Origin of the sequence: Magnetovibrio blakemorei (assembly GCF_001746755.1) — a bacterium.
Taxonomy (GTDB): domain Bacteria; phylum Pseudomonadota; class Alphaproteobacteria; order Rhodospirillales; family Magnetovibrionaceae; genus Magnetovibrio; species Magnetovibrio blakemorei.
Genome location: NZ_MCGG01000078.1, coordinates 138,821 through 160,857 on the forward strand (window position 1 = coordinate 138,821; position 22,037 = coordinate 160,857).

A 22,037-nucleotide genomic window follows, 5' to 3' on the forward strand; every position below is an offset into this window, starting at 1 on the left:
CGAAGGCTTTTCGACAATCTTGCTCTTTGTCATATTCGTTCTTTTCTTGCCCGCCCGCCTTGGGGTAATGTCCCGCAAGTGCTCCGAGTAGACATAAAGTTCTGAAGTTACACCTGAGGTTACACCCTTCAATGCCCCATCGCCAAAATCTCAAGACCATGCCAGCAACCCGGGAACCCGCGTCCTTGCTGAGCGTTGATCGCGCCGTGTTTGAGCTGCGTCGGGGTCGTGCGGTGGCGGTGAGTGCGGCCAACGGGGATCGCGCCCTGGTTATGGCGGCAGAGGGCTCTAGCCCGCAAAGCCTAAAAGACTTGGCGACCATGGCAGGCGGCGCGCCCTATTTGGCCATCACGCGGCGTCGCGCCGAAGTTTTGGGGCTGAGCACCACCGCTGAAGTTAAGGAGGGTGGCGTTTTAGCGCTCACCTTGACGGGTGGTTTGGACGCCGAAGCCGCCCTGCACATGGCTGATCCCATGACCGACATGCCCAAAGAAAGCCTAGAGCGCGCCTGCGTCAGCGAAGTTGGCGCCCATGGGCCGGAAAGTGCCGCCATAGGCTTGGTGAAAATCGCCCGCTTGCTGCCCGCGGCCCTGGTTGCCCCCATCACCATGGCGGACAGTGCCGATTTGGCCGGGTGGACATCCCGGCGCAACTTAATGCTGGTGGATGCGGGAGACATTTTTCAATACGAACGCACCGCTGCCAGGACCTTGAAACGCGTTTCCGAGGCCCGCGTGCCCTTGGAAGATGCCGAACACACCCGCATCATCGCTTACCGCCCCCAAGATGGCGGTCTTGAACATCTCGCCATCGTTATCGGCGAGCCCCAAACCGACACGCCAGCGCTTATTCGCATTCATTCCGAATGTTTTACCGGTGATTTGCTGGGGTCTTTGCGCTGCGATTGCGGCGATCAATTGCGTGGCGCCATTGGTGCCATCAGCGCCAGCGGCAGCGGTGTGTTGCTGTATCTGGCTCAAGAAGGCCGCGGCATTGGCTTGGTCAACAAACTGCGCGCGTACACCTTGCAAGATCGTGGCCTGGATACGTTGGACGCCAATGAAATGCTGGGCTATGACGCGGACGAACGGGTTTATCTGCCGGCCGCCGAAATCCTGCGTGACTTGGGCTTGTTACAGGTGAAGCTGTTGACCAACAATCCCGACAAAGTCGCCGCGCTGTCGCGCTTTGGTATCGACGTGCGTGAACGCATTACCCACGCCTTTCCAACCAACAAACACAACGAACTTTATCTGCAAACCAAAAAAGCCAAAGGCGGCCACTTGTTCTAGGCATTTCGTGCACCCGCCGAACCCAATGCGGCACATTTTGCCGCCTATTGCTGTCATTGCTTTTCAGCAACAATCAACAACCATTTGATTTTACACTATTTTCAGTCTGGCATCCGCTTTGCAAGGTTATCTGCGAAGTTATGGGCGACATGCGTCTTTAACATAACGCGATGTGGATTTGAGATATGCAAGTATCACAATATCAAATGGACAATCTGGTTGGGCTGCGCGAATTGACGCAAGCGCAGGCGAAGCTTGCCGTTCAACCCGTCAGCGCCATATCCGGCGGACAATCGCAAACGGATCAGACCCCGGAGGACGACGGGTCTTCGGTCTTTGAAACGTTGCTCGATACCCTCAATCCGCTTCAACACATTCCCGGCGTTTCATCGGCGTATCAGGCCGTTACGGGCGATACATCCAGCGCCGTTGCTGAGATGGCCGGAGGCTTTTTGTTTGGCGGTCCCATGGGCTTGGCCGCCGGGGCGGCGAGTTCCTTTCTTGAAATGCTCACGGGCAAAAGCTTTTCCGAACACGCCATGGCCTTTTTTGGCGGTGCAGAGGATGCTGAAGACCCGGCAACCACGGCAGGTTTAAATGAGATTCAGACGGCGGATGGCAAATCCTTGGAATCTCTGATTCAACCCACCGCTGACCCCCTGGGCATCGAACAATACCAAGCCTTTGCCGCAGCTCACAGTGATCAACATTTAGGCATCGGAGCGGATGCCCGCGATGTCAGCTGGGCGTCCAATATGTGGACCGACAGCGCCCTGCAAAAGGCTGCGGGTCTTTATGAAACCAATCAAAGCTTAGGCGAGCAGCAGCGTAAGTCTGTCCAAACACTGGTGTAAGGTTTTTTAGGTGAGTGGACGCCGACCATGAATGTGCAGGTCGTAACCGATGGCTTTGTTATTTTTGCCGATCACCGTCTACGCTGCGCATGGGGGCGTGGCGGTTTCAAAATCCATAAGCTTGAAGGCGATGGCGCGACACCGGTGGGTGCGTTTGCTCTGGGTCGGGTTTTTTACCGGGCAGATCGTCTGACCCCCCCACCCCAAACGGGCCTTCAAACCATCCCCATCACCCCTCACATGGGCTGGTGCGATGATCCAAATCATACCGATTACAATCAGTTGATCACTTTGCCCCATCCCGCCCGTCATGAATGTTTGTGGCGAGATGACGAGGTTTATGACGTAATTGTGGATGTTTTGTACAATACCGATCCCATCATTGCGGGACGCGGCAGCGCCATTTTCATTCATGTCGCTAAACCCGATTACAGCCCGACTGAAGGCTGTATTGCCCTGAATTTACAGGGTCTTATGATTTTATTGTCCAAATGCAACAAAGGTGATTTGATCACCATCGGCTGATCTTAAACCAGCGGTGGACGGGCGCCGAAGATGGCTGTACCGACCCGCACGTGGGTTGCGCCGAATGCAATGGCGGTTTCAAAATCGCCGCTCATGCCCATGCTTAATTTTTCAACACCGCTCTGCGCGGCAATTTTGGCCAACAGAGCAAAGTGCAGCGCGGGCTCTTCATCCACCGGGGGGATGCACATCAAGCCTTGCACATCCAAATGCAATTCATCGCGGCACAATCGTACAAACGCATCGGCGTCTTGGGGCGCGACGCCGGCTTTTTGTGGCTCTTTCCCTGTGTTGATTTGCAAAAACACCTTTATTTTTTTCCCCTACCCGCTCGCTTTCAACGGCCAGAGCGCGGGCAAGCTTCTCCCGATCAACGCTTTCAATCACGTCAAACAGTGCAACGGCCAGCTTTACCTTATTGGTTTGCAGTGGGCCGATCAGGTGCAACGAGACATCGGCAAATTCTGTGCGCAAGGTGGGCCACTTTTCTTCTGCTTCCTGAACGCGATTTTCACCAAACACCCGCTGTCCTGCCTTTAAGACCGGGCGAATACGCTCAATACCGTGGGTTTTTGACACTGCCACCAAGGTTACGGCGTTTGCCGGGCGTCCCGCTTTGCGCGTTGCTTTTGCAATGGCGGCGCACACGTCAACCCATCCGGTTGGACCCTCTTGAGATTTGTTCGATGCATTCATGGACGTGACACTCCGGCTAGGCTAGGCGACGGGGGAATGATACAAGGTTTTCTATGGCGAAGTTAACAAAGCTCAACGGGCGATACAATAAACGGCTAACGCGATCTTGTGCATCTCGATCCCAGATCGTTGTGCCGCGTTTTTATCTGCTCAGCGATCCCATCCGTTTGCCGGACCCCGGGCTTTTGCTGGATCAGCTTCCCCGCGGAGCCTGTGTGATCTTGCGCCATCGCGACCCATCTGTGTTAAACACATTGGCCCGGCGGATTATTCCTCAAGCCCATCGTTTGGGTCTCAGCGTTTTGCTCAGTGAGCATGTTCGTTTGGCGCTCAAAACAGGGGCCGATGGTGTGCATGTCTCACAAAAAAGTACACAGCGCCAGCACATGCGAATCACCGTTGCTAAACCGGGCTTTATCGTGACCGCTGCGGCGCACGACCGACGGGCTTTATGGCGCGCAGGTGAAGCAGGAGCGGATGCGATTTTGCTGTCACCCGTTTTCCCCACCGCCAGCCATCCAGGGGCTCAGGCCTTGGGTCTTTTGCGTTTTATGGCTCTGGCCCGTTTGAGCCCCTTGCCCATTATCGCACTGGGCGGCGTTCGTTTTGCAAATGCCCGACGCATCAACATTTCTGCTGTGCACGGCTTCGCCGCCATCGAAAGCTGGCACACATAATAATATTTTTGGCTGTTGGATTTAAGCAAAAAGAAAGGGCGGCCGAAGCCACCCTTTCCATCATCTTTCGACCAAAGTCACTTCAGATTAGAAGTTCACTTCGATACCGGCGATCACACCACTGATGGTGCTGTTGGTGGTCGCGGCGGTGCCTTCTCCGTCACGTTTATTTTGGAAGTAGTTCGCCGTCAAAGCAACGCCAGCGCCCATATCATAGGTGCCTGCAATTTTCCACTTGGTGTCTTTATCGCTACCTGCAACCGCCACCGTGCCATCGTCTTTTGCGACCATGTAACCTGCGGAAACAGAGTACGGGCCGGTGACATAACCAACGCCCAATTCCCAAGCGTTACCATCGTTGCTGCCGTTTGCAACTTTGCCTGCGGCAGACTGGGTATCGTCAAAGTCAGAGTAACCACCACCAACAGTGAAGCCGGCCATGCCGACGTTCAAACCGACGTGGTTGATGCTCTGGTTCGTATCACCAAAGTTCATGTGGGTCACGTCAGCGGCAATGACTGCACCGCCGAGATCCCCGGAATAACGGATACCATAAGTGTAGCCATCGTGAAGTGCACCGGATACACGACGTGCGTCGGACGCATCTGCAGTTTCAGCAGCCGTATAGGATGCCCCAACGGTGATACCGCTGAAGGTCGGAGAGGTGTAAGACAATTTAGCGGAATCGCCACCAACGCCTGAAATGTCGGGAGCGGTCGTTGTGAAGGCAGCTGTTGCGGCCGTCGCGGAGGTCGCAATACCAGCCCAACTGTCCGTATCGGTCCAGTCAAAATTACCGCTCGCGTTTGGAACGCGAACCAAATTGCTGTCAGCGAAGTGCGGCGCAGAACCAACAACCAAGTTCCCAACAGCGTCGGAACTGATGGTCAGGTAGGAACGGTCAACGTTGCGACGCTCAGCGGTACCGCCGTCTTGATCAGCTTCCACTTCAATGGTAGCGGCAACTTTGATGCCGCTGTCGAGGGTGGTGGAACCCGTAAAGTGGATTTCCGTGTCGGTGTACTGAGAGATGTCTTTGTCACGAGCGAATGCACCAGTAGGAGCAACCTCATCAGAATTGGTGATGCCGAGGTATTCTTTCATGAAGCCGCCAACGCTCAATTTGATTTTATCAGCTGCGAAAGCTTCAGATGTCATGGCACTCAAAGCGATAACCGCTGTTGTACCGAGCAGAATTTTTTTCATGGAATTTCCTTTTTCATTTTTTTAGTGCACTCCGCTTTCCCGACGAACCCGCTCGTCACTTACTCACGTCGCATCATTTTACATCTGAATCCCTAATTTATATTGAATGCATCTCGCATTTTTTTCAACAACCGACAATTTAAAACTGTAATATTTCAAATATATGTGCTGTTTGTGCCACACTCAAACTTATGAATATTTGATTTTCACTTGGCAAAAAAGAAAGGGCGGCCGAAGCCGCCCTTTCCGTAGTCCGTGGACCAAAGTTCACTTCAAATTAGAAGCCAACTTCGATACCAGCAATCACGCCATTGATGGTGCGTGACGTCTGGGTCAGAGCCGTATTGCCTTCAGGATCTGCCTTCAAGTTGAAGTAGTTGGCCGTCAAAGCAACGCCTGCGCCCATGTCATAAGTCGCCGCAATTTTCCATGCGGTGTCTTTGTCATCACCAGCCGTTGCAATCGACTGAACCTGTTCAGCCTTCATGTAAGCAGCGGACACCGTGTAAGGACCGGTTGCATATGAAACACCCAATTCCCAGGTGTTGCCATCTTGGCTACCGTTGAGCGTGCGGCCAGCGACAGACTGCGTGTCGTTGACGTCGGAATAACCGCCACCAACGGTGAAGCCAGCCATGCCGACGGTCAAGCCAGCGTGGGTGATTTCGGTGTTGTTGGTGCCGTGGTTCGCACGGGTCACGTCAGCGTTAACAGCTGCGCCACCGAGATCGCCGGAATAATGGATACCGTAGGTGTAACCGTCATTCTGCGTACCTGCAACGCGACGAGCGTCGGAAGCGTTTGCAGCTTCTGCAGCCGTATAGGATGCACCAACGGAGACACCACTGAACGTCGGTGAGGTGTAGGACAATTTAGCCGAATCACCGCCGATCTGGTTGCCCATGATCGTCGCGCTGGCATTGGCAAATGCACCGGTTGCTCCAGTTGCGCTACGTGCAATCCCGCCCCAATCGTCAAGGTCGTCCCAGTCAAAGTTACCGGAAGCGTTCGGCACGCGCACCAAGTTACCTTCACCGAAGTGCGGTGCGGAACCAATAACCAAGCTACCAACGGCGTCGGAGCTGATGGTCAGGAAAGAGCGGTCAACGTTGCGGCGATCAGCGGTGCCGCCGTCTTGGTCAGCTTCCACTTCGATGGTGGCAGCAACTTTGATGCCGCTGTCCAGCGTGGTGGAACCCTTGAAGTGGATTTCGGTGTCCGTGTACTGAGAGATGTCTTTGTCGCGTGCAGAACCATTCGTCGTAGCTTCTTCATCAGAATTGGTAATACCGAGGTATTCTTTCATGAAGCCGCCAACGCTCAACTGAATTTTGTCAGCTGCGAAAGCTTCGGTGGTCATGGAGCCCAGGGCGATAACGGCCGTGGTGCCGAGCAGAATTTTTTTCATGTCTTCTCCTATTACGTTTTGATCGCTTACCGTTGTGTTTGGGTGTCTGATTTTTTCAAACCTTATGAACACCGCGCCCTGATAAGCACTTAACCCCAAATTGGATGATGCATGCTGAACCGACGCTGGTTCAAAATCAAGAAACTCTGTTTGTTTTTGCTTACAAAACCCGGATGGCGTGACATTATTGCAACAATATGAGCCCTGAGGCCTTTCGACATTGCCTTAAAATCTATATATTCGCCATTTTCCGCCATAAAAGTGAGTTTTAGCTTGTGACCCGTTTGTAACACTTGGGATATAGTCGGCGCAATTATTTCTTCTCTCACGCAGCACAACAAGCCAAATTCCGATGAAGCTATATTTTCATAAGCTCAATTCGCTAAATTGTTCTTGTCGATCACTTCGGGCGTTGCCCAAATCGGTAAGCCGCGTATTATGAGCCTGCTTTTCCAGCCTGCTTTTTTACCTTATATCTAAGATCGCAAATATTTTGAGCTGCAAAAGGAACCACAACGTGGAGTTTTTGACCAAATGAAAATCACTGCCTTTCCACTCACCGTTTTAACTGCAGGCCTTTTGTCACTGCTCCTCAGCGCTTGCGAAGGTGGAAAAGTGCTCACCCCGCGCAAATCTCAAGCTGGTGAAATCGGCCAACAGTATGAAGAAATCAACCCCCGTAAAACACTGTTCGGCGAAGGTGGCTTTCAACTTGGCGGGGACGGGAAAGGCAAATCCGGGGTCGATCAGGGCGGCGGCATTGGCGTTAACTCCTATCTATGGCGCGCAACGCTGGACACCATCGCCTTTATGCCCGTGACCAGCGCCGATCCGTTTGGCGGCGTCATCATCACCGATTGGTATTCGCCCAGCGAAACGCCTCTGGAACGTTTTAAGCTCAATGTTTATGTGTTGGGCCGCGCCCTGCGCGCCGACGGCATTCGTGTTTCGATGTTTCGCCAAACCTACGACAACGCCGGCAACTGGCGCGACGCGGCCGTTGAAGACGACGCCGGACGCAAACTCGAAGATGCCATCCTCACCCGGGCGCGGCAATTGCGCAACGAAACCCGGATGCAAGACAACTAACGTCTCAATACCCTCATCCCCCTGCACGAGGAACTCGCCCAACAATGTCGCGCTATAATTTTAAAGAGGCCGAAGCCAAATGGCAAAAGGTCTGGCAAGATAATGCCACGTTCGAAGTCACCGAAGACTCTGATCGCGCCAAGTATTATGTGTTGGAAATGTTCCCCTACCCGTCCGGACGTATTCATATGGGGCACGTGCGCAATTATACCTTAGGCGACGTGGTGGCACGGTTCAAACGCGCTCAGGGTTTCAACGTTTTGCACCCCATGGGCTGGGATGCTTTTGGTTTGCCTGCGGAAAACGCCGCCATCCAAAACAACACCCATCCCGCCACCTGGACGATGCAAAACATCGCCACCATGAAGGCGCAGCTTAAAACCATGGGTTTGTCTTACGACTGGACCCGCGAAGTCGCCACCTGCACGCCACAATATTACAAACACGAACAAAAAATGTTCTTGGATTTTTTGCAGGCCGGATTGGCTTACAAAAAGGAATCCTGGGTCAACTGGGACCCGGTCGAACACACGGTATTGGCCAACGAGCAAGTGATTGACGGCAAGGGTTGGCGGTCCGGCGCGGCGGTTGAGAAAAAACAACTGTCCCAGTGGTTCTTGAAAATCACTCAATACGGCGACGATTTGCTTGAAGGGTTGAAAACGCTGGAGCGTTGGCCTGAAAAAGTCCGCATCATGCAGGAAAACTGGATCGGCCGATCCGAAGGGGCGCGGGTGTTTTTTGAACACACCGACCGCGACGCCAGTCTGGAAATTTACACCACCCGCCCCGATACCCTTTATGGGGCGTCGTTCATGGCCGTCGCCGCCAATCACCCGTTGGCATTGGAACAGGCCAAAACGGATCCCGAACTTGCCGCTTTCATACAAGATTGCAACGCGTTGGGCACCTCCGAAGCGGCCATCGAAAGTGCCGAGAAAAAGGGCTACAAAACTCAACTTTCCGTCAAACATCCGTTTATCGAAGGGCACACGTTGCCCATTTACGTGGCCAACTTTGTGCTTATGGAATACGGCACCGGCGCGATTTTTGCCTGTCCTGCGCACGATCAACGCGATTTGGATTTTGCCCGCAAATATAACTTGCCTGTCATTCCGGTCGTCGCCCCCAAAGACATCGTTGGCACGGATGAAGAGGCCGCTTGGCTCGAACACCTAGCCAACACGGCGGCTGAGGCTTTTGCGGAAGACGGCATCGCCGTCAATTCGGACTTTCTCAATGGTCTGGCCATGGCGGACGCCAAATCCGCAGCCATCGCCAAGATCGAACAGATGGGTCGCGGCAAAGGCACGGTTCAATACCGTTTGCGCGACTGGGGCGTTTCACGTCAACGTTACTGGGGTTGTCCCATCCCCATCATCCACTGCACCGATTGCGGTCCGGTTCCGGTTCCTGAAGATCAATTGCCCGTCGAGCTGCCCCAAGACATTACGCTTGGCCAAGCAGGCAACCCGCTTGACGCCCACCCCACCTGGAAACACGTGCCCTGCCCCAGCTGTGGCAAGGCCGCCGTGCGCGAAACCGATACGTTTGATACGTTTTTTGAATCCTCTTGGTATTTTGCCCGCTTCACCGATGCCAAATCCAAACAAGCCTTTTCCAAAAGCGCCGCCGAATACTGGCTGCCCGTCGATCAATACATTGGCGGCATCGAACATGCGGTGCTGCATTTGCTCTATTCACGCTTTTTCACCCGTGCGCTGAACGATTGTGGCTATTTGGACGTCAAAGAACCCTTTGCCGGGCTTATGACCCAAGGCATGATTTGCCATGAAACCTATCAAGATTCAGGCGGAAAATGGCTGACCCCGCAAGAAGCCGAACGCTTGGGCGAAGGCCAGGTCAAAGTCGGCCGTTCAGAAAAAATGTCCAAGTCCAAGAAAAACGTTGTCGATCCGGAATTGATTATTGGAACCTACGGCGCCGACACGGCACGTTTGTTTATGTTGTCCGACAGCCCACCGGATCGGGACCTGGATTGGACCGATGCCGGCGTCGAAGGCGCTTGGCGCTATGTCAGTCGTGTTTGGCGCATGGTTCATGGGGCACTCGACAGCTTGCCCACTGTGGGAACGGCCCAGCCGGGGTCATTTTCGCCTGAAGCCATAGCCTTGCGGGCACAAACCCACAAGACGGTCGATGGCGTCACCCACGATCTCGGCCATTTTCACTTCAACAAAGCCGTGGCACGCATCCGTGAGCTGTCCAACAGCCTGGAAGCCTTTAACGCGGGTGATGACGCCAGCGCTTGGGTACGCCGGGAAGCCTTCGAATTTCTCGCTAAAATCATCAACCCAATGATGCCTCATTTGGCTGAAGAAGTGTGGCAGGCCTTAGGTCATAAAACGCTCATCGCCGATGAATCCTGGCCCAGCGTCGACCCGTCTCTGTTGGTCGACGACACGCTTACCATTGCCGTACAAGTGAACGGTAAAATGCGCGGGACCATTGAGTTGGCTAAAGATTGCCCGCAAGATGAAGCCCAAGCAGCCGCCCTGGCGCTGGACACAGTCATCGCCGCCATGGCGGGCAAACCACCGCGCAAAGTCATTGTTGTGCCCAATAGGATCGTCAATGTTGTTGTTTAAGCGTTTCTTTTTTTCACGGTTCATCCAAATCGGCGTGCTTTGTGCTGCCGTTGCGTTAAGCGCGTGCGGTTATCGTCCCCTTTATGGGCAAAATTCCGTTTCGACCCAATCTCAGGCGGATCTGGCCAGCATTTACATCACGCCCATTGATAACCGCGCCGGACAAATGCTGCGCAGCGCTTTAAGTCACCGCCTCATGCCCAAGGCCACAAACGTCAAGAAACTCTTCAAATTGAACGTGACCATCGAGGAATCCATTACGGAATTGGCTGTTGAGCGGGACGCCTCAGCCACCCGCGGCAACCTCACTTTAACGGCAAAATACAGCTTGGAGCGCGCAGCTAACGGGCAGACCATGACGTCCGGATCCACAAAAACCGTATCCAGTTACAACATCCTGACTTCTGACTTCGCCACTTTTTCAGCCGAAAACGATGCACGTTCGCGCGCAATCGACGATTTGGCCGAAACCATGCGTATGCGTCTGGCGATCTATTTTCAAGGACCCGGTTCTTCAGCGGGGCGCGTCCAGCCGTGAAACTGACGGGCGCAAAAATCGAAGGGTTTCTGCGGTCGCCTGATCCCAACATTCGCGCCGTATTGGTTTTTGGACCCGATGAAGGTTTGGTGCGTGAACGCGCTCAACGTCTTGCCAAAACGGCTGTTGAAGACCTAAATGATCCTTTTCGCGTGGTTGAAATCAACGGCTCAGACTTAAAAGCTGATCCTGCCCGTCTGGCCGATGAAGCGGCTTCGTTGTCGTTCGGCGGCGGCTCGCGGGTGGTCCGGGTCCGTCAAGCCAGTGATCAATGCACGCCCGCGTGCCAATCTTTTTTGGCTTTGGATACACCGTCTCCGGCGCTGGTGGTCATCGATGCGGGCGACTTGGCCGCCAGTTCGAAATTGCGCAAACTGTTTGAGACGGCCAAAAACGGTGCTTCCATGGCGTGTTACGGCGACGATCTCAAGTCCCTGCCCGACGTCATTCGTGAAACCCTCAATCGCTTTCAACTCAACCCCGATCGGGACGCCATGTCCCTGTTGGTGCAAAGTCTGGGCTCTGATCGGTCTGTGACCCGGGGCGAATTGGAAAAATTGGCGCTGTATATGGGCGGCCCCGGCCCGGTCAATGAAGCTGATGTGCGCGCTGCCATTGGCGACACGGCCGCCAGCGGTGTCGATGACGTGATTTACAGCGCCGCCAGTGGCGACACCGCCAAACTGGAAACCGCCATCAGCCGGGTTTTGGCCGACGGCACCAATCCGGTTCAGTTGGTCCGCGCCGCACAACGCCATTTTCAACGCCTGCACAGCGCACGCGGGCAAATGGCCCAAGGGATGAGCGCCGATCAGGCCACCAAATCCCTACGCCCGCCCATTATCTTTAAGCTGGCCGACGCCTTTCGCGCTCAACTTGGCGTTTGGCCAGAGCCCAAGCTCACCCGCGCTTTCGATATTTTGACCCAAGCGGAAATCGATTGCAAAACCACCGGCTACCCTGCGGAAGCTATATGTGGTCGCGCCATGCTCTCCATTGCCCAAGCGGCCAGAGCCGGACAGCGACGTCGCTAACCGCAAACGTCAATTAATCCTGAAATATCAATATATTATAAAATTATGCAGACCCGACTAGATCATTGCGATATCGTAATAACAGCGGACTTAAAGCTCTGCACCACTGGGGCCGTGGGTCAGCCGCGCTAATACGCCATCCAACTGCTCAAGGCTTTCATAATGGATGACGATTTGGCCGCGACCACGGTTGTCTTTGATCTCAACCTTTAGGCCCAGCATATTGGCCATATCGTGTTCCAAAGCCACCGTGTCACTGTCTTTGACCGCTTTGGTCGCTTTTGGCTTGGAACTGCCCACATGTCCGCCGGCTTTGACCAATTTTTCAGTTTGGCGAACGTTGAGACCTTTGTGGACAATTTCTTTCGCCAATTCCGCAGCACCCGTCACCCCCACCAAGCACCGGGCATGCCCTGCACTGAGTGCGCCGCTGGCCAACAAGTCCTTCACATCGCCCGGCAAAGTGAGCAAACGCAAAGTGTTGGCGACATGCGAACGGCTTTTGCCCAATGCCTGGGCCAATTGGTCTTGGGTGTGGCTGAATTCGTGCATCAGGCGGTGATAACCTTCGGCTTCTTCCAAAGACGACAAATCTTGGCGCTGGAGGTTTTCCACCAACGCCACTTCCAAGGTTTCTTTGTCGTCAAAGTCGCGGACGATGACCGGAACCTGGTGGACCTGCGCCAATTGCGCGGCACGCCAACGGCGTTCACCGGCGATGATTTCAAACATGCCGGGGCGATCCGGGTGTGGACGCACCAACAACGGCTGTAACACGCCCTTTTCACGGATGGATTCGGACAAATCGTGCAGCTGTTCGTCACCAAAGGTGTGCCGCGGCTGATATTTGCCGGGATGAAGTTGCGTCACCGGAACGGTTTTCGCGCCCTCACCGTCGTCCAGATTGGCAAAATCAGCCTTATCTTGTCCCAACAGCGCGGACAAACCCATGCCCAGTTTTTTGTCAGCCATCTTCACTTCCTTCAGCAAACCTTAGGTTCTTCTTCACTCACTTGGTTTCTTTGGCCGTTTCTATGCGGGCGTCAAACCGACACGTGCCCTTCACGGCGCAGAACTTCCCCCGCCAGATGCAAATAGGCCTGCGATCCGGCGCACTTCATATCGTACATCAACACCGGGCGGCCATAAGACGGCGCTTCAGAAACCCGCACGTTGCGGGGAATGACGGTTTTGTAGACCTTGTCGCCAAAGTATTCGCGCACATCCGCCGCCACTTGATCGGACAGTTTGTTGCGTTTGTCATACATGGTCAGCACGATGCCTTGAATTTCCAGGCCGGGGTTAAAAACGTTTTGCACCCGCTCCACGGTTTTCAGCAGATGGCTCAAACCTTCCAGGGCAAAAAACTCGCATTGCAACGGCACCAAAATGGCTTGCGCGGCAATCAAGGCGTTCAACGTCAACAGGCCCAAAGCCGGAGGACAATCGATCAGCACGTAATCATAGCCGTCGGCCCCATCGCCAATGGCTTTTTTCAGCTGATGTTCACGCTCTTCCATGTTCACCAGTTCCAGCTCGGCCCCGGACAAGTCCATGCCTGCAGGAACAATGTCCAGCCCCGGCACGCTGGTGGCCTGCACCGCGTCCTTCAGGCTGACCCCGCCGATGACCACCCGGTAAGTGTCCAGACGACGGTTGTTGCGGTCCACACCCAATCCGGTGGAGGCATTGCCTTGCGGATCCAGATCGATGATCAAGACCTTTTGCTTCACCGCCGCCAGGGCCGTCGCCAAATTGATGGTGGTGGTGGTTTTACCCACCCCGCCCTTTTGATTGGCCACCGCGATGATGCGTGGTCCTTTTACGGGTTCGGGCATGTTGATGATATCCCCTATGGTGTCGCCCACGGTTTTCTTGGGCACTTTATTCCAGATGCTCATGACGATGGATGCACTCACTTATTTCAAGGATCATGCCCGTCGGATCGGTCCGGCTGGGGTGATGAAGGAGGCGCATCTTCCAGTCTTTTTCTGCATTGGTCAATTCCTCTGACCACCGCTTACCCTTCAAAAACAGGTATATCCCTGTGGATAAGCTGTGCATCTCGGCAAACGCCAACAATTTGTCCAACGGCGCCAAGGCCCGCGAGGTCACCACATCGGCCCCCAAAGACGGCACCGCTTCGATGCGCGCGGTGTGCACCGTGGCGCTACAGCCCATGGCCCGGTTCACTTCGCGCAAAAAAACGCCCTTGCGTTGATCGCTTTCCAGCAGATGAACATTCAGCGTCGGGTTCAGTCCCGCCAGCACCAAACCGGGAAATCCCGCGCCGCTGCCGAAATCCACAACTTTTTTATGATCCCCGATAAAAGGAGCCAGTTGGGCACTGTCCAGAAAGTGACGCTGCCACAGCTCGGGGATCGTGTCCGGTCCCACCAAATTGATTTTGGCTTGCCACTTCACCAACAGGTCGGCATAGATTTGCAAGCGCGCCAGCACATCGTCAGAAACTTCCGTTTGCGCTTGAAAATCCGCCGCTGACATCATTCTTCGTCTCTTTCGATTTAACAATGTTTCACGTGAAACATTCCGCACGTGTTGAATTCACTTGATTTTGGCAGGCTTGTGCGAAGAAATCGTTAAGCGGATTTTTGCTGGCCACGTGATCCCGACTGCCGTCGCACATGGGTGAGCAGGATGGTCAACGCCGCCGGTGTCACACCAGAAATGCGCGCCGCTTGACCCAAGGTCGCCGGCTGCACCGCTTTCAGCTTGGCGCGGACCTCATTGGACAAGCCCGTTACCGTGTCATAATCCAGGTCTGTCGGCAGACTCAACTGTTCGTCTTTGCGAAAGGCGTGAATGTCGGCCAATTGACGATCCATATATCCGGCGTAACTGGCTTCAATTTCCGCCTGTTCACGCGCCGCCGGAGGAACGTCGGCCAACTGCGGCCAAATCTGCTGCAACTGATCCCAGGTGATTTCCGCGTAGGCCAGCAACTGCGCCACGCTGCGGTGCTGGCCGTCTTGATTGATTTTCAGTCCGTGTTTGGCCAGGTCGTTGGGGGTGGCGGTCAACGTCCGGGTCAGCTCCAGGGCTGAGGCCACCTGTTCCGCTTTGCTGCGATAAGCGTTCAACCGCCCTGCCCCGACACAGCCGATGGCCGCGCCCCGCTCCGTCAAACGGCGGTCCGCATTGTCGGCGCGCAATTGCAGACGATACTCGGCGCGCGACGTAAACATACGGTAAGGCTCTTGCGTGCCCAAAGTCACCAGGTCGTCGATCATCACGCCGATGTACGCTTCGGAGCGATCCAAAACGAAGGTTTCCCCGCTGTTTGAAGCTTTCAAGGCCGCATTGACCCCCGCCATCAGACCTTGTGCAGCCGCTTCTTCATATCCGGTGGTGCCGTTGATTTGCCCGGCCAAAAACAACCCCCGCACCTTGCGGGTTTCCAAGGTGGGATTGAGTTCACGCGGATCGACGAAATCATATTCAATGGCATACCCCGGCTGCAGCATGCGGGTTTGCTCAAGACCGGGAATGGTTTTCAACAACGCCAGCTGCACGTCGCGGGGCAAAGAGGTTGAAATGCCGTTCGGGTAGACGGTGTCGTCGTCATAGCCTTCCGGCTCCAAAAAGATCTGATGGCTGTTGCGCTCAGAAAAGCGCACCACTTTGTCTTCGATGGACGGACAATAGCGCGGCCCGGTGCTTTCGATTTGCCCCGAATACATGGGGCTACGGTCCAGGTTGGCACGAATGATATCGTGCCCGGCCTGGGTTGTGGTGGTGATGTAACAATCGATCTGCGGCTGGGTGATGCACGCTGTCATGAACGAAAAGGGCTCGGGCACGGCATCACCGGGCTGCGGCTGGAGGCTTTGCCAATCGATGGTCTTGCCATCCAGACGCGGCGGTGTGCCGGTTTTCAAGCGTCCGGTGGTCAAACCGACCCGGCGCAAGGTGAAGGCTAAGCCCAAGGCGCGCGGGTCGCCAATGCGTCCGGCGGGGAAAGTCTGCGGCCCCAAATGGATCAGCCCACGCAAAAACGTGCCCGTGGTCAACACGACGGAGGACACGGAGATCTGTCGACCATCGGCCAAGCGCACCGCTTCGACGCCACCGTCTGCGGCCAAAGTCAAATCATCGACAGCAACTTCCATAACCGTGAGGTTCTCTTGTGCGGCCAAAAGCCCCTGCACCGCTTGGCGGTACAGCTTGCGATCCGCCTGAGCACGAGGCCCCCGCACCGCCGGACCCTTGGAACGGTTGAGCATGCGAAACTGAATGCCGCCCTGATCCGCCGCTCGGCCCATAACGCCATCCAGCGCATCGACCTCGCGCACCAACTGCCCCTTCGCCAACCCGCCGATGGCCGGATTGCACGACATCTCCCCCACCGAACTCCACCGATGGGTCAGCAAAACCGTCCGGGCCCCCATGCGCGCCGCGGCGGCGGCGGCCTCGGCACCCGCATGACCGCCGCCGATTACGGCAACGTCAAAGGTCAGATGGTCAGAATTTGAAAGATCGTGGCTCATGGCCGGAAACTTAGGCATCCGCCCCAGCTAAGTCAAATAGACAGTGCAAAGCCCGCGTGAAATGTTTCACGTGAAACATTGCGCCCAAGCAACAGGGTAGAGGAATGGTGGGCTACACAAACAACACGGTGGGTCGTGCCCATCTACGGGGGCTCACTTGCCGATACAGAAATCGCGGAAAATTACATCCAGCAAATCTTCCACATTAACCCGTCCGGTGATGCGCCCCAGTTCCCGCGCCGCCAAACGCAGGTCTTCCGCTTCCAGTTCCGCACCCATGTGCTGACGGTTGTCGCGGGCCAAAAAACGCTCCAAAGCCTGAACGGTGCGGCTCAAAGATTGCCGATGACGCGCCCGGGTCGGTGCGGGAGCGTCGGCGCTGAGCCGACACTTGTCCCCCACCCGCTGGGCCAAATGGACCAGAAGGTCATCGAGGCCTGCACCGCTTTTCACACACAGTGGCCAGACCCGGTGACCGTCAATATCGGTCGGCAGAGGAACCGTACACAAATCGGATTTGTTCACCGCCACGATGGTCCGGGTGGCGGCCCCAACATGAAGCAAAGCCCGGGTGGACGCATCCAGGTACGGCAAATCTGAACCGTCGAACACCGCCAATTGCAGGTCTGCGGTTTCAGCCCAGTGGCGCGCCCGACGCACGCCTTCTTGTTCGATGACATCACCACTTTCGCGCAGTCCCGCCGTATCGGCCACCAAAAGCGGATAGCCGCCGAGGTTCAAATACACCTCAACCACATCGCGGGTGGTCCCCGCAATGTCGGAAACGATGGCCGCATCACGCTGGGCCAAGGCGTTCATCAAGGACGATTTACCGGCGTTGGGTGGACCGATGATGGCCAAACGCACCCCGCTGCGCAGGCGCTCCCCACGCCGCCCATCGCCCAAGTGCGCCTGGAGAGCGCTCAACAACGTCCGCACGTCTTCGACCACGGCGGTATGTAAATCTTCCGGCAGTTCTTCATCGCTGAAATCGAGCTCGGCTTCAAAATGCGCCAAGGCGCGGATCAGAGCGCTGCGCCAGGTTTCATACAAGCGACCCAGCTCCCCTTCGGATTGCCGCAAAGCTTGTTTTTTCTGCGCTTCGGTTTCCGCTTCGATCAAGTCTGCCAAGCCTTCAACCTGGGTCAGGTCAAGTTTGTCATTTTCAAATGCACGGCGGGTGAACTCCCCTGCCTCCGCCAGACGCAAACCCTCCAACCCACATAAAGCCGCCAGCACGCCATCAATCACCGCTGGGCCACCGTGCACATGCAGCTCCACCACGTCTTCGCCGGTAAAGCTGGCCGGGGCCTGAAACCACAGCACCAAAGCATCATCCAAAATGTCCTGGCTTTGCGGATGGCGCAAACGCATCAGTTGGGCGCGGCGCGGCTGAGGCAACGGCTTGGCCGTCAACGCCGCCAAAGCAACCCCGGCCTGAGGGCCGGAAATGCGCACGACAGCGACTCCGGCGCGACCGCTGCCACTGGCTAAGGCGTAAATGGTATCCGTAGAACTCATGGGGCCTGAATCCCTAACGCTTGAATCCGCAAACGCTCGACCGGTCGACCATGTTGGATATGCTCGCTCAAGATGGCTTCAATATCTTCAACGCTGGTGTAGGTATACCAAACCCCTTCGGGATAAATCACCATCACCGGGCCGTGCTCACAGCGATCCAGACAGCCTGCTGAATTGATACGCACGTCGCCCAGGCCCAGTTCCTTGGCCCGAACCTTTAAATAATTGCGCAGCTTCACCGAGCCCTTGGCCGCACAAGAGCCGCGCGGATGATTTTCGGGGCGCTCGTTGGTGCAGCAAAAAACGTGAAGACGAAAATATGGGTCCAAAAGAAAAACTCCTGTGCACAATCATGGGCGCTTAAACAGGCCAAAGAATGCAAACCACAGAATCTTTAGGGTTGTTTTCGGCCTCAAGCCACACAACGTAATCATCCATGAGGTAATGCGCAACGCGCCAAATATGACAAGCCTACGTGACAGACATTTTTGTTGGCAAAATTCATAAACCATAAGGCCCAAATGTATGCCCAAAAAACCGCGCCCGCCAGCAGGTAAAAACCGCTTGGCTCTGGAAACCAGCCCGTATCTGCTGCAGCACCAAGACAATCCGGTGGATTGGTATCCGTGGGGCGATGAGGCCTTAAAAGCCGCGAAAAAAAGCGGCAAACCCATCTTGCTGTCGATCGGCTATTCGGCCTGCCACTGGTGTCATGTGATGGCCCACGAAAGCTTTGAAAATCCGGAAATCGCCGCCCTGATGAATGCGCTGTTCATCAACGTCAAGGTCGACCGCGAAGAGCGCCCGGACCTGGATATCATTTATCAATCCGCACTGGCCTTGATGCGCCAACCCGGCGGTTGGCCATTGACGATGTTTTTAACGCCCACAGCCGAACCGTTCTGGGGCGGGACCTACTTCCCCCCGGAAGAGCGCTATGGCCGCCCCGGTTTTAAACAGGTCCTCAATGGTCTGGCTGGGGCTTGGGCCGATAATTCCGAACAGGTCCACAGCAACGTCGCCGTCATTCGCGAAGCCCTGGACGCCTTGTCCGCGCCACGTCCCGGCGACGGCTTTGATTTGGCGTTGGTCGATAAGGTCGCCAGCGCCACGTTGCGGGCCATCGATCCTGTTTCCGGTGGTTTTCGCGGGGCTCCGAAATTTCCCCAAGTGCCCATTTTAAACCTGCTGTGGCGAGCTTGGCAGCGCGGCGGCCTGGGACTGTATTTCGATGCCGTAACCAATACCCTCGATCACATGTGCCAAGGTGGTATTTTTGACCACATCGGCGGCGGTTTTGCCCGCTATTCAACCGATGACAAATGGTTGGTTCCCCATTTTGAAAAAATGCTGTCCGACAACGCGCAGCTGATCAGCTTGCTGTGTGAAGTCTACACGGAAACCAAATCTCCACTCTACGCCGCTCGGGTGCACGAAACCATTGACTGGGCGCTGAACGAAATGACCGTTTTTGACGACCAAGAGGGTTTTGCCTTCGCCAGCGCATTGGATGCCGACACACAGGACCATGAAGGTCACGGTCAAGAAGGCTTGTATTACGTCTGGAGCCTAGATGAAATCGACACCCTCCTCACCGACATGGCACCATTGTTCAAAAAAACCTACAGCATAACCGAACGCGGCAATTGGGCTGAGGGCGGTGCTGGCGTAAACGTTATATCGCGTGTAGAGTTTTACCCACAACAACCGGCAATTGAAGAAATGCTGCTTCAGGCCCGCCAGAAGCTCAAAACCGCCCGCGATCAACGCGCAACGCCGGGACGCGACGACAAGATCTTGGCAGACTTAAACGGCATGATGATCCAGGCCCTGGCCAAGGCCGGAGTGGTGTTTGATGAACCCGCCTGGCTAGAGGCCGCCATCACCGCTTTTACCTTTGTTTCCAACCACATGGTCACAAACGGTCGATTGGCGCGGAGCTGGGCCAAAGGCGAAGCTCGACACAACGCGGTGCTCGACGATTTGGCGCAAATGAGCCGGGCTGCGTTGTTTCTCTATGAAGCCACCGGCGATGAAACCTACTTGGGGCAGTGCGAGGCCTGGGTTAATCAGGCAGACGATTTATTCTGGTGTGCAGACGACGGTGGTTATTGCCTGAGTGCCCGCGACGTCACCGATGTCATCACCCGCACCCGCCAAAGCGCCGACAACGCCGCCCCCAGCGGCAACGGCACCATGACCGATGTGCTGGCGCGGCTGTACCTGATCACCAATGACGAAAAGTTCCGCCACCGCGCCGAAGACGTGCTGAAAGCCTTTCCCGCCGAAGACGCCGGGGCCGTCGCCAACATGCCAACCTTGCTCAACGCCTTTGAACTGCTGAGTGAAGGCGCACAAGTGGTGGTCGCGGGACACAATGGCAACTGCACCCACCTGGTCAACGCCGCGCTGAGCGCGCCGGGGGCCTTGCGGGTGCTGATTCGCACCGACGGGCAGACCCAGCAAAATCCCAACCACCCGGCTTTTGGTAAAAATCCCGTCAACGGCAAAGCCACAGCCTATATTTGTCGTGCCGGAACGTGCTCTGCGCCCGTATTTGACGGCGATACCTTGATTGAACGGTTAAAGGGGCTGTAGAGTTTGCCCATGCAAACCCTTTGTCTCAAAACCGTACTGGGCGATCTGACGTTGTTCGAGCACGACGGTAAAATCATGGCGCTCGACTGGGGTCACGGAATGGATGCGCCGCGCGTCACAGACTGCGCCCCCCTTTGCCAAGTCGCCGAGGCCTTGCGCAGGTATTTTAAAAGCGGACAAGAAGAATTCATCAAATTACCGCTTGAGGCCCACGGCACCGCCTTTCAACGCCAGGTGTGGGGCGAAATGCAAAAAATTCCCCCCGGCCAAGTCAAAACCTACGGCCAAATTGCCAAGATTTTAAACTCATCGCCCCGCGCCGTCGGCACCGCGTGCGGCGCAAACCCCCTGCCCATCTTGATCCCCTGTCACCGGGTCGTTGGTCAAAACGGTCTCGGCGGCTATTCCGGTGGCGATGGGCTGGACACCAAAACCAGTCTGTTGCGCCTCGAAGGTTATCTTTAGGAGAAACCGAAAATGACACAAACCTGCAAAGCCATCCGCGTTTACGCTTACGGTGGTCCTGAGGTTCTCAGCTATGAAGACGTTGACGTGGGCACGCCCCAAGACGGACAAATCCGTGTGCGCCACACCGCCATCGGGCTGAATTACATCGATATCTACATGCGCACCGGGCTTTATCCCCTGACCCTACCCAGCCCCATCGGCATGGAAGGCGCTGGTATCGTTGAAGAACTGGGGCCCAACGTCACGGATTTGAAAGTCGGCGACCGGGTTGCCTATGCGTCACAACCGCCCGGATCGTATGCCGAACAGCGCTTGATCGCGGCCGATCGGGTGGTGAAAATTCCCGATGCCATCCCTGACGAGACGGCCGCGACGATGATGCTCCAAGGCCTCACCGCGCAATACCTGCTGCGCCAAACCTACGTGGTTCAACCCGGTGACACCATTTTAATGCACGCCGCCGCTGGCGGCGTCGGCCTGATCGTGTGCCAGTGGGCCAAACATCTGGGCGCCACCGTCATCGGCACCGTCGGCAGCGCCAAAAAAGCGGAACTGGCCAAAGCTCACGGCTGTCACCACACCATTTTGTATCAGCAAGAAAACTTCAAAGACCGGGTCTTAGAGCTCACCAACGGCCAAGGTGTAAACGTGGTTTATGATTCCATCGGCAAAGACACCTTCATGAACAGTCTCGAGTGTCTGAAAAAGCGCGGCACCTTAGTGACATTCGGCAATTCGTCCGGTCCAGTGCCTGCTTTTGAGCCCGCGCTGTTGGGCAAAAAGGGATCGTTGTACCTCACCCGCCCAACCTTGTTTGATTACATCAACACGCGGGAAAACCTGTCGAAAATGGCCGCCGAGCTGTTTGACATCGTGGCAAGCGGCACCGTAAAAATCGAAGTCAATCAACGCTATGCGCTGAAGGACGTGGCCCAGGCGCACGTGGATTTGGAAGCGCGCAAAACCACCGGATCGACCGTTATCGTACCCTAAAACAAAAACCCCGGCATCTAC

21 protein-coding genes are annotated in these 22,037 nt (G+C 55.6%); 11 read left to right on the forward strand and 10 right to left on the reverse strand.

Annotation, left to right across the window (positions count from 1 at the left end):
• Positions 1-131 precede the first annotated feature (131 nt).
• From ribA to BEN30_RS16865, 3 genes are all read left to right on the forward strand, one after another.
• A complete protein-coding gene (gene ribA / locus BEN30_RS16855) occupies positions 132-1,292 on the forward strand; it encodes a GTP cyclohydrolase II (RefSeq protein WP_069959460.1) in 1,161 nt (386 codons plus the stop codon).
• 185 nt (positions 1,293-1,477) lie between these two features.
• Positions 1,478-2,146: a hypothetical protein gene (locus BEN30_RS16860; protein WP_139135106.1), complete on the forward strand. Its 669-nt coding sequence runs from the start codon at positions 1,478-1,480 to the stop codon at positions 2,144-2,146.
• A 27-nt stretch (positions 2,147-2,173) separates the two neighbouring features.
• Complete coding sequence (locus BEN30_RS16865) at positions 2,174-2,671, forward strand: L,D-transpeptidase family protein (protein WP_069959462.1); 498 nt, start codon at positions 2,174-2,176, stop codon at positions 2,669-2,671.
• 2 nt (positions 2,672-2,673) lie between these two features.
• Here the strand turns inward: BEN30_RS16865 and BEN30_RS19280 are convergent, their stop codons facing one another.
• Both BEN30_RS19280 and BEN30_RS16870 read right to left on the reverse strand, forming a co-directional pair.
• Entirely contained in the window at positions 2,674-2,973 is a 300-nt protein-coding gene (locus BEN30_RS19280; protein ID WP_407655978.1) for an alanine racemase, read from the reverse strand.
• The gene (locus BEN30_RS16870) at positions 2,888-3,367 is read right to left on the reverse strand and encodes an alanine racemase (RefSeq protein WP_407655979.1); all 480 of its coding nucleotides are present in this window, start codon (positions 3,365-3,367) and stop codon (positions 2,888-2,890) included. Before BEN30_RS16870 ends, BEN30_RS19280 begins: the two co-directional genes overlap by 86 nt.
• A gap of 53 nt (positions 3,368-3,420) precedes the next feature.
• Between BEN30_RS16870 and BEN30_RS16875 the strand changes: the two genes are divergently transcribed.
• Complete coding sequence (locus BEN30_RS16875) at positions 3,421-4,044, forward strand: thiamine phosphate synthase (RefSeq protein ID WP_084005673.1); 624 nt, start codon at positions 3,421-3,423, stop codon at positions 4,042-4,044.
• An 87-nt stretch (positions 4,045-4,131) separates the two neighbouring features.
• Here the strand turns inward: BEN30_RS16875 and BEN30_RS16880 are convergent, their stop codons facing one another.
• A complete protein-coding gene (locus BEN30_RS16880) occupies positions 4,132-5,250 on the reverse strand; it encodes a porin (protein WP_069959463.1) in 1,119 nt (372 codons plus the stop codon).
• Positions 5,251-5,527: 277 nt separating this feature from the next.
• On the reverse strand, positions 5,528-6,658 hold the full coding sequence (locus BEN30_RS16885) for a porin (protein WP_069959464.1): 1,131 nt from the start codon (positions 6,656-6,658) through the stop codon (positions 5,528-5,530).
• A 534-nt stretch (positions 6,659-7,192) separates the two neighbouring features.
• On the opposite strand from BEN30_RS16885, the gene BEN30_RS16895 reads away from it, so the two are divergent.
• From BEN30_RS16895 to holA, 4 genes are read left to right on the forward strand one after another with little or no spacing between them, the layout of a single operon-like run.
• Positions 7,193-7,747, forward strand: coding sequence for a DUF3576 domain-containing protein (locus BEN30_RS16895; protein ID WP_069959466.1), 555 nt, complete (start codon positions 7,193-7,195; stop codon positions 7,745-7,747).
• Between the two features lie 44 nt (positions 7,748-7,791).
• Entirely contained in the window at positions 7,792-10,356 is a 2,565-nt protein-coding gene (gene leuS, locus BEN30_RS16900) for a leucine--tRNA ligase (protein WP_069959467.1), read from the forward strand.
• A complete protein-coding gene (lptE, locus tag BEN30_RS16905; protein WP_069959468.1) occupies positions 10,343-10,894 on the forward strand; it encodes an LPS assembly lipoprotein LptE in 552 nt (183 codons plus the stop codon). Before leuS ends, lptE begins: the two co-directional genes overlap by 14 nt.
• Complete coding sequence (gene holA / locus BEN30_RS16910; RefSeq protein ID WP_069959469.1) at positions 10,891-11,928, forward strand: DNA polymerase III subunit delta; 1,038 nt, start codon at positions 10,891-10,893, stop codon at positions 11,926-11,928. The genes lptE and holA overlap by 4 nt, the downstream gene beginning before the upstream one ends.
• 90 nt (positions 11,929-12,018) lie before the next feature.
• On the opposite strand, the gene BEN30_RS16915 is transcribed toward holA, so the two are convergent.
• From BEN30_RS16915 to BEN30_RS16940, 6 genes are all read right to left on the reverse strand, one after another.
• Complete coding sequence (locus BEN30_RS16915; protein WP_069959470.1) at positions 12,019-12,900, reverse strand: ParB/RepB/Spo0J family partition protein; 882 nt, start codon at positions 12,898-12,900, stop codon at positions 12,019-12,021.
• Positions 12,901-12,971: 71 nt separating this feature from the next.
• Complete coding sequence (locus tag BEN30_RS16920) at positions 12,972-13,766, reverse strand: ParA family protein (RefSeq protein WP_069959495.1); 795 nt, start codon at positions 13,764-13,766, stop codon at positions 12,972-12,974.
• Positions 13,767-13,812: 46 nt separating this feature from the next.
• Positions 13,813-14,436 carry a 16S rRNA (guanine(527)-N(7))-methyltransferase RsmG gene (gene rsmG, locus BEN30_RS16925; RefSeq protein ID WP_322091079.1) on the reverse strand — a complete coding sequence of 208 codons (624 nt, stop codon included), beginning with the start codon at positions 14,434-14,436 and terminating at the stop codon, positions 13,813-13,815.
• 92 nt (positions 14,437-14,528) lie between these two features.
• The gene (gene mnmG / locus BEN30_RS16930; protein ID WP_069959497.1) at positions 14,529-16,436 is read right to left on the reverse strand and encodes a tRNA uridine-5-carboxymethylaminomethyl(34) synthesis enzyme MnmG; all 1,908 of its coding nucleotides are present in this window, start codon (positions 16,434-16,436) and stop codon (positions 14,529-14,531) included.
• A gap of 153 nt (positions 16,437-16,589) precedes the next feature.
• Positions 16,590-17,957 carry a tRNA uridine-5-carboxymethylaminomethyl(34) synthesis GTPase MnmE gene (gene mnmE / locus BEN30_RS16935; RefSeq protein ID WP_069959471.1) on the reverse strand — a complete coding sequence of 456 codons (1,368 nt, stop codon included), beginning with the start codon at positions 17,955-17,957 and terminating at the stop codon, positions 16,590-16,592.
• Positions 17,954-18,286, reverse strand: coding sequence for a (2Fe-2S) ferredoxin domain-containing protein (locus tag BEN30_RS16940; protein WP_069959472.1), 333 nt, complete (start codon positions 18,284-18,286; stop codon positions 17,954-17,956). Before BEN30_RS16940 ends, mnmE begins: the two co-directional genes overlap by 4 nt.
• A 196-nt stretch (positions 18,287-18,482) precedes the next feature.
• Here BEN30_RS16940 and BEN30_RS16945 point away from each other — a divergent pair, with 196 nt between their 5' ends.
• Genes BEN30_RS16945 through BEN30_RS16955 form a run of 3 tightly spaced genes read left to right on the forward strand, consistent with a single transcriptional unit; the run spans position 18,483 to position 22,016 of the window.
• The gene (locus BEN30_RS16945) at positions 18,483-20,555 is read left to right on the forward strand and encodes a thioredoxin domain-containing protein (protein ID WP_069959473.1); all 2,073 of its coding nucleotides are present in this window, start codon (positions 18,483-18,485) and stop codon (positions 20,553-20,555) included.
• Positions 20,556-20,564: 9 nt separating this feature from the next.
• The gene (locus BEN30_RS16950; RefSeq protein ID WP_069959474.1) at positions 20,565-21,020 is read left to right on the forward strand and encodes a methylated-DNA--[protein]-cysteine S-methyltransferase; all 456 of its coding nucleotides are present in this window, start codon (positions 20,565-20,567) and stop codon (positions 21,018-21,020) included.
• Positions 21,021-21,032: 12 nt separating this feature from the next.
• On the forward strand, positions 21,033-22,016 hold the full coding sequence (locus BEN30_RS16955) for a quinone oxidoreductase family protein (RefSeq protein WP_069959475.1): 984 nt from the start codon (positions 21,033-21,035) through the stop codon (positions 22,014-22,016).
• Positions 22,017-22,037 lie beyond the last annotated feature (21 nt).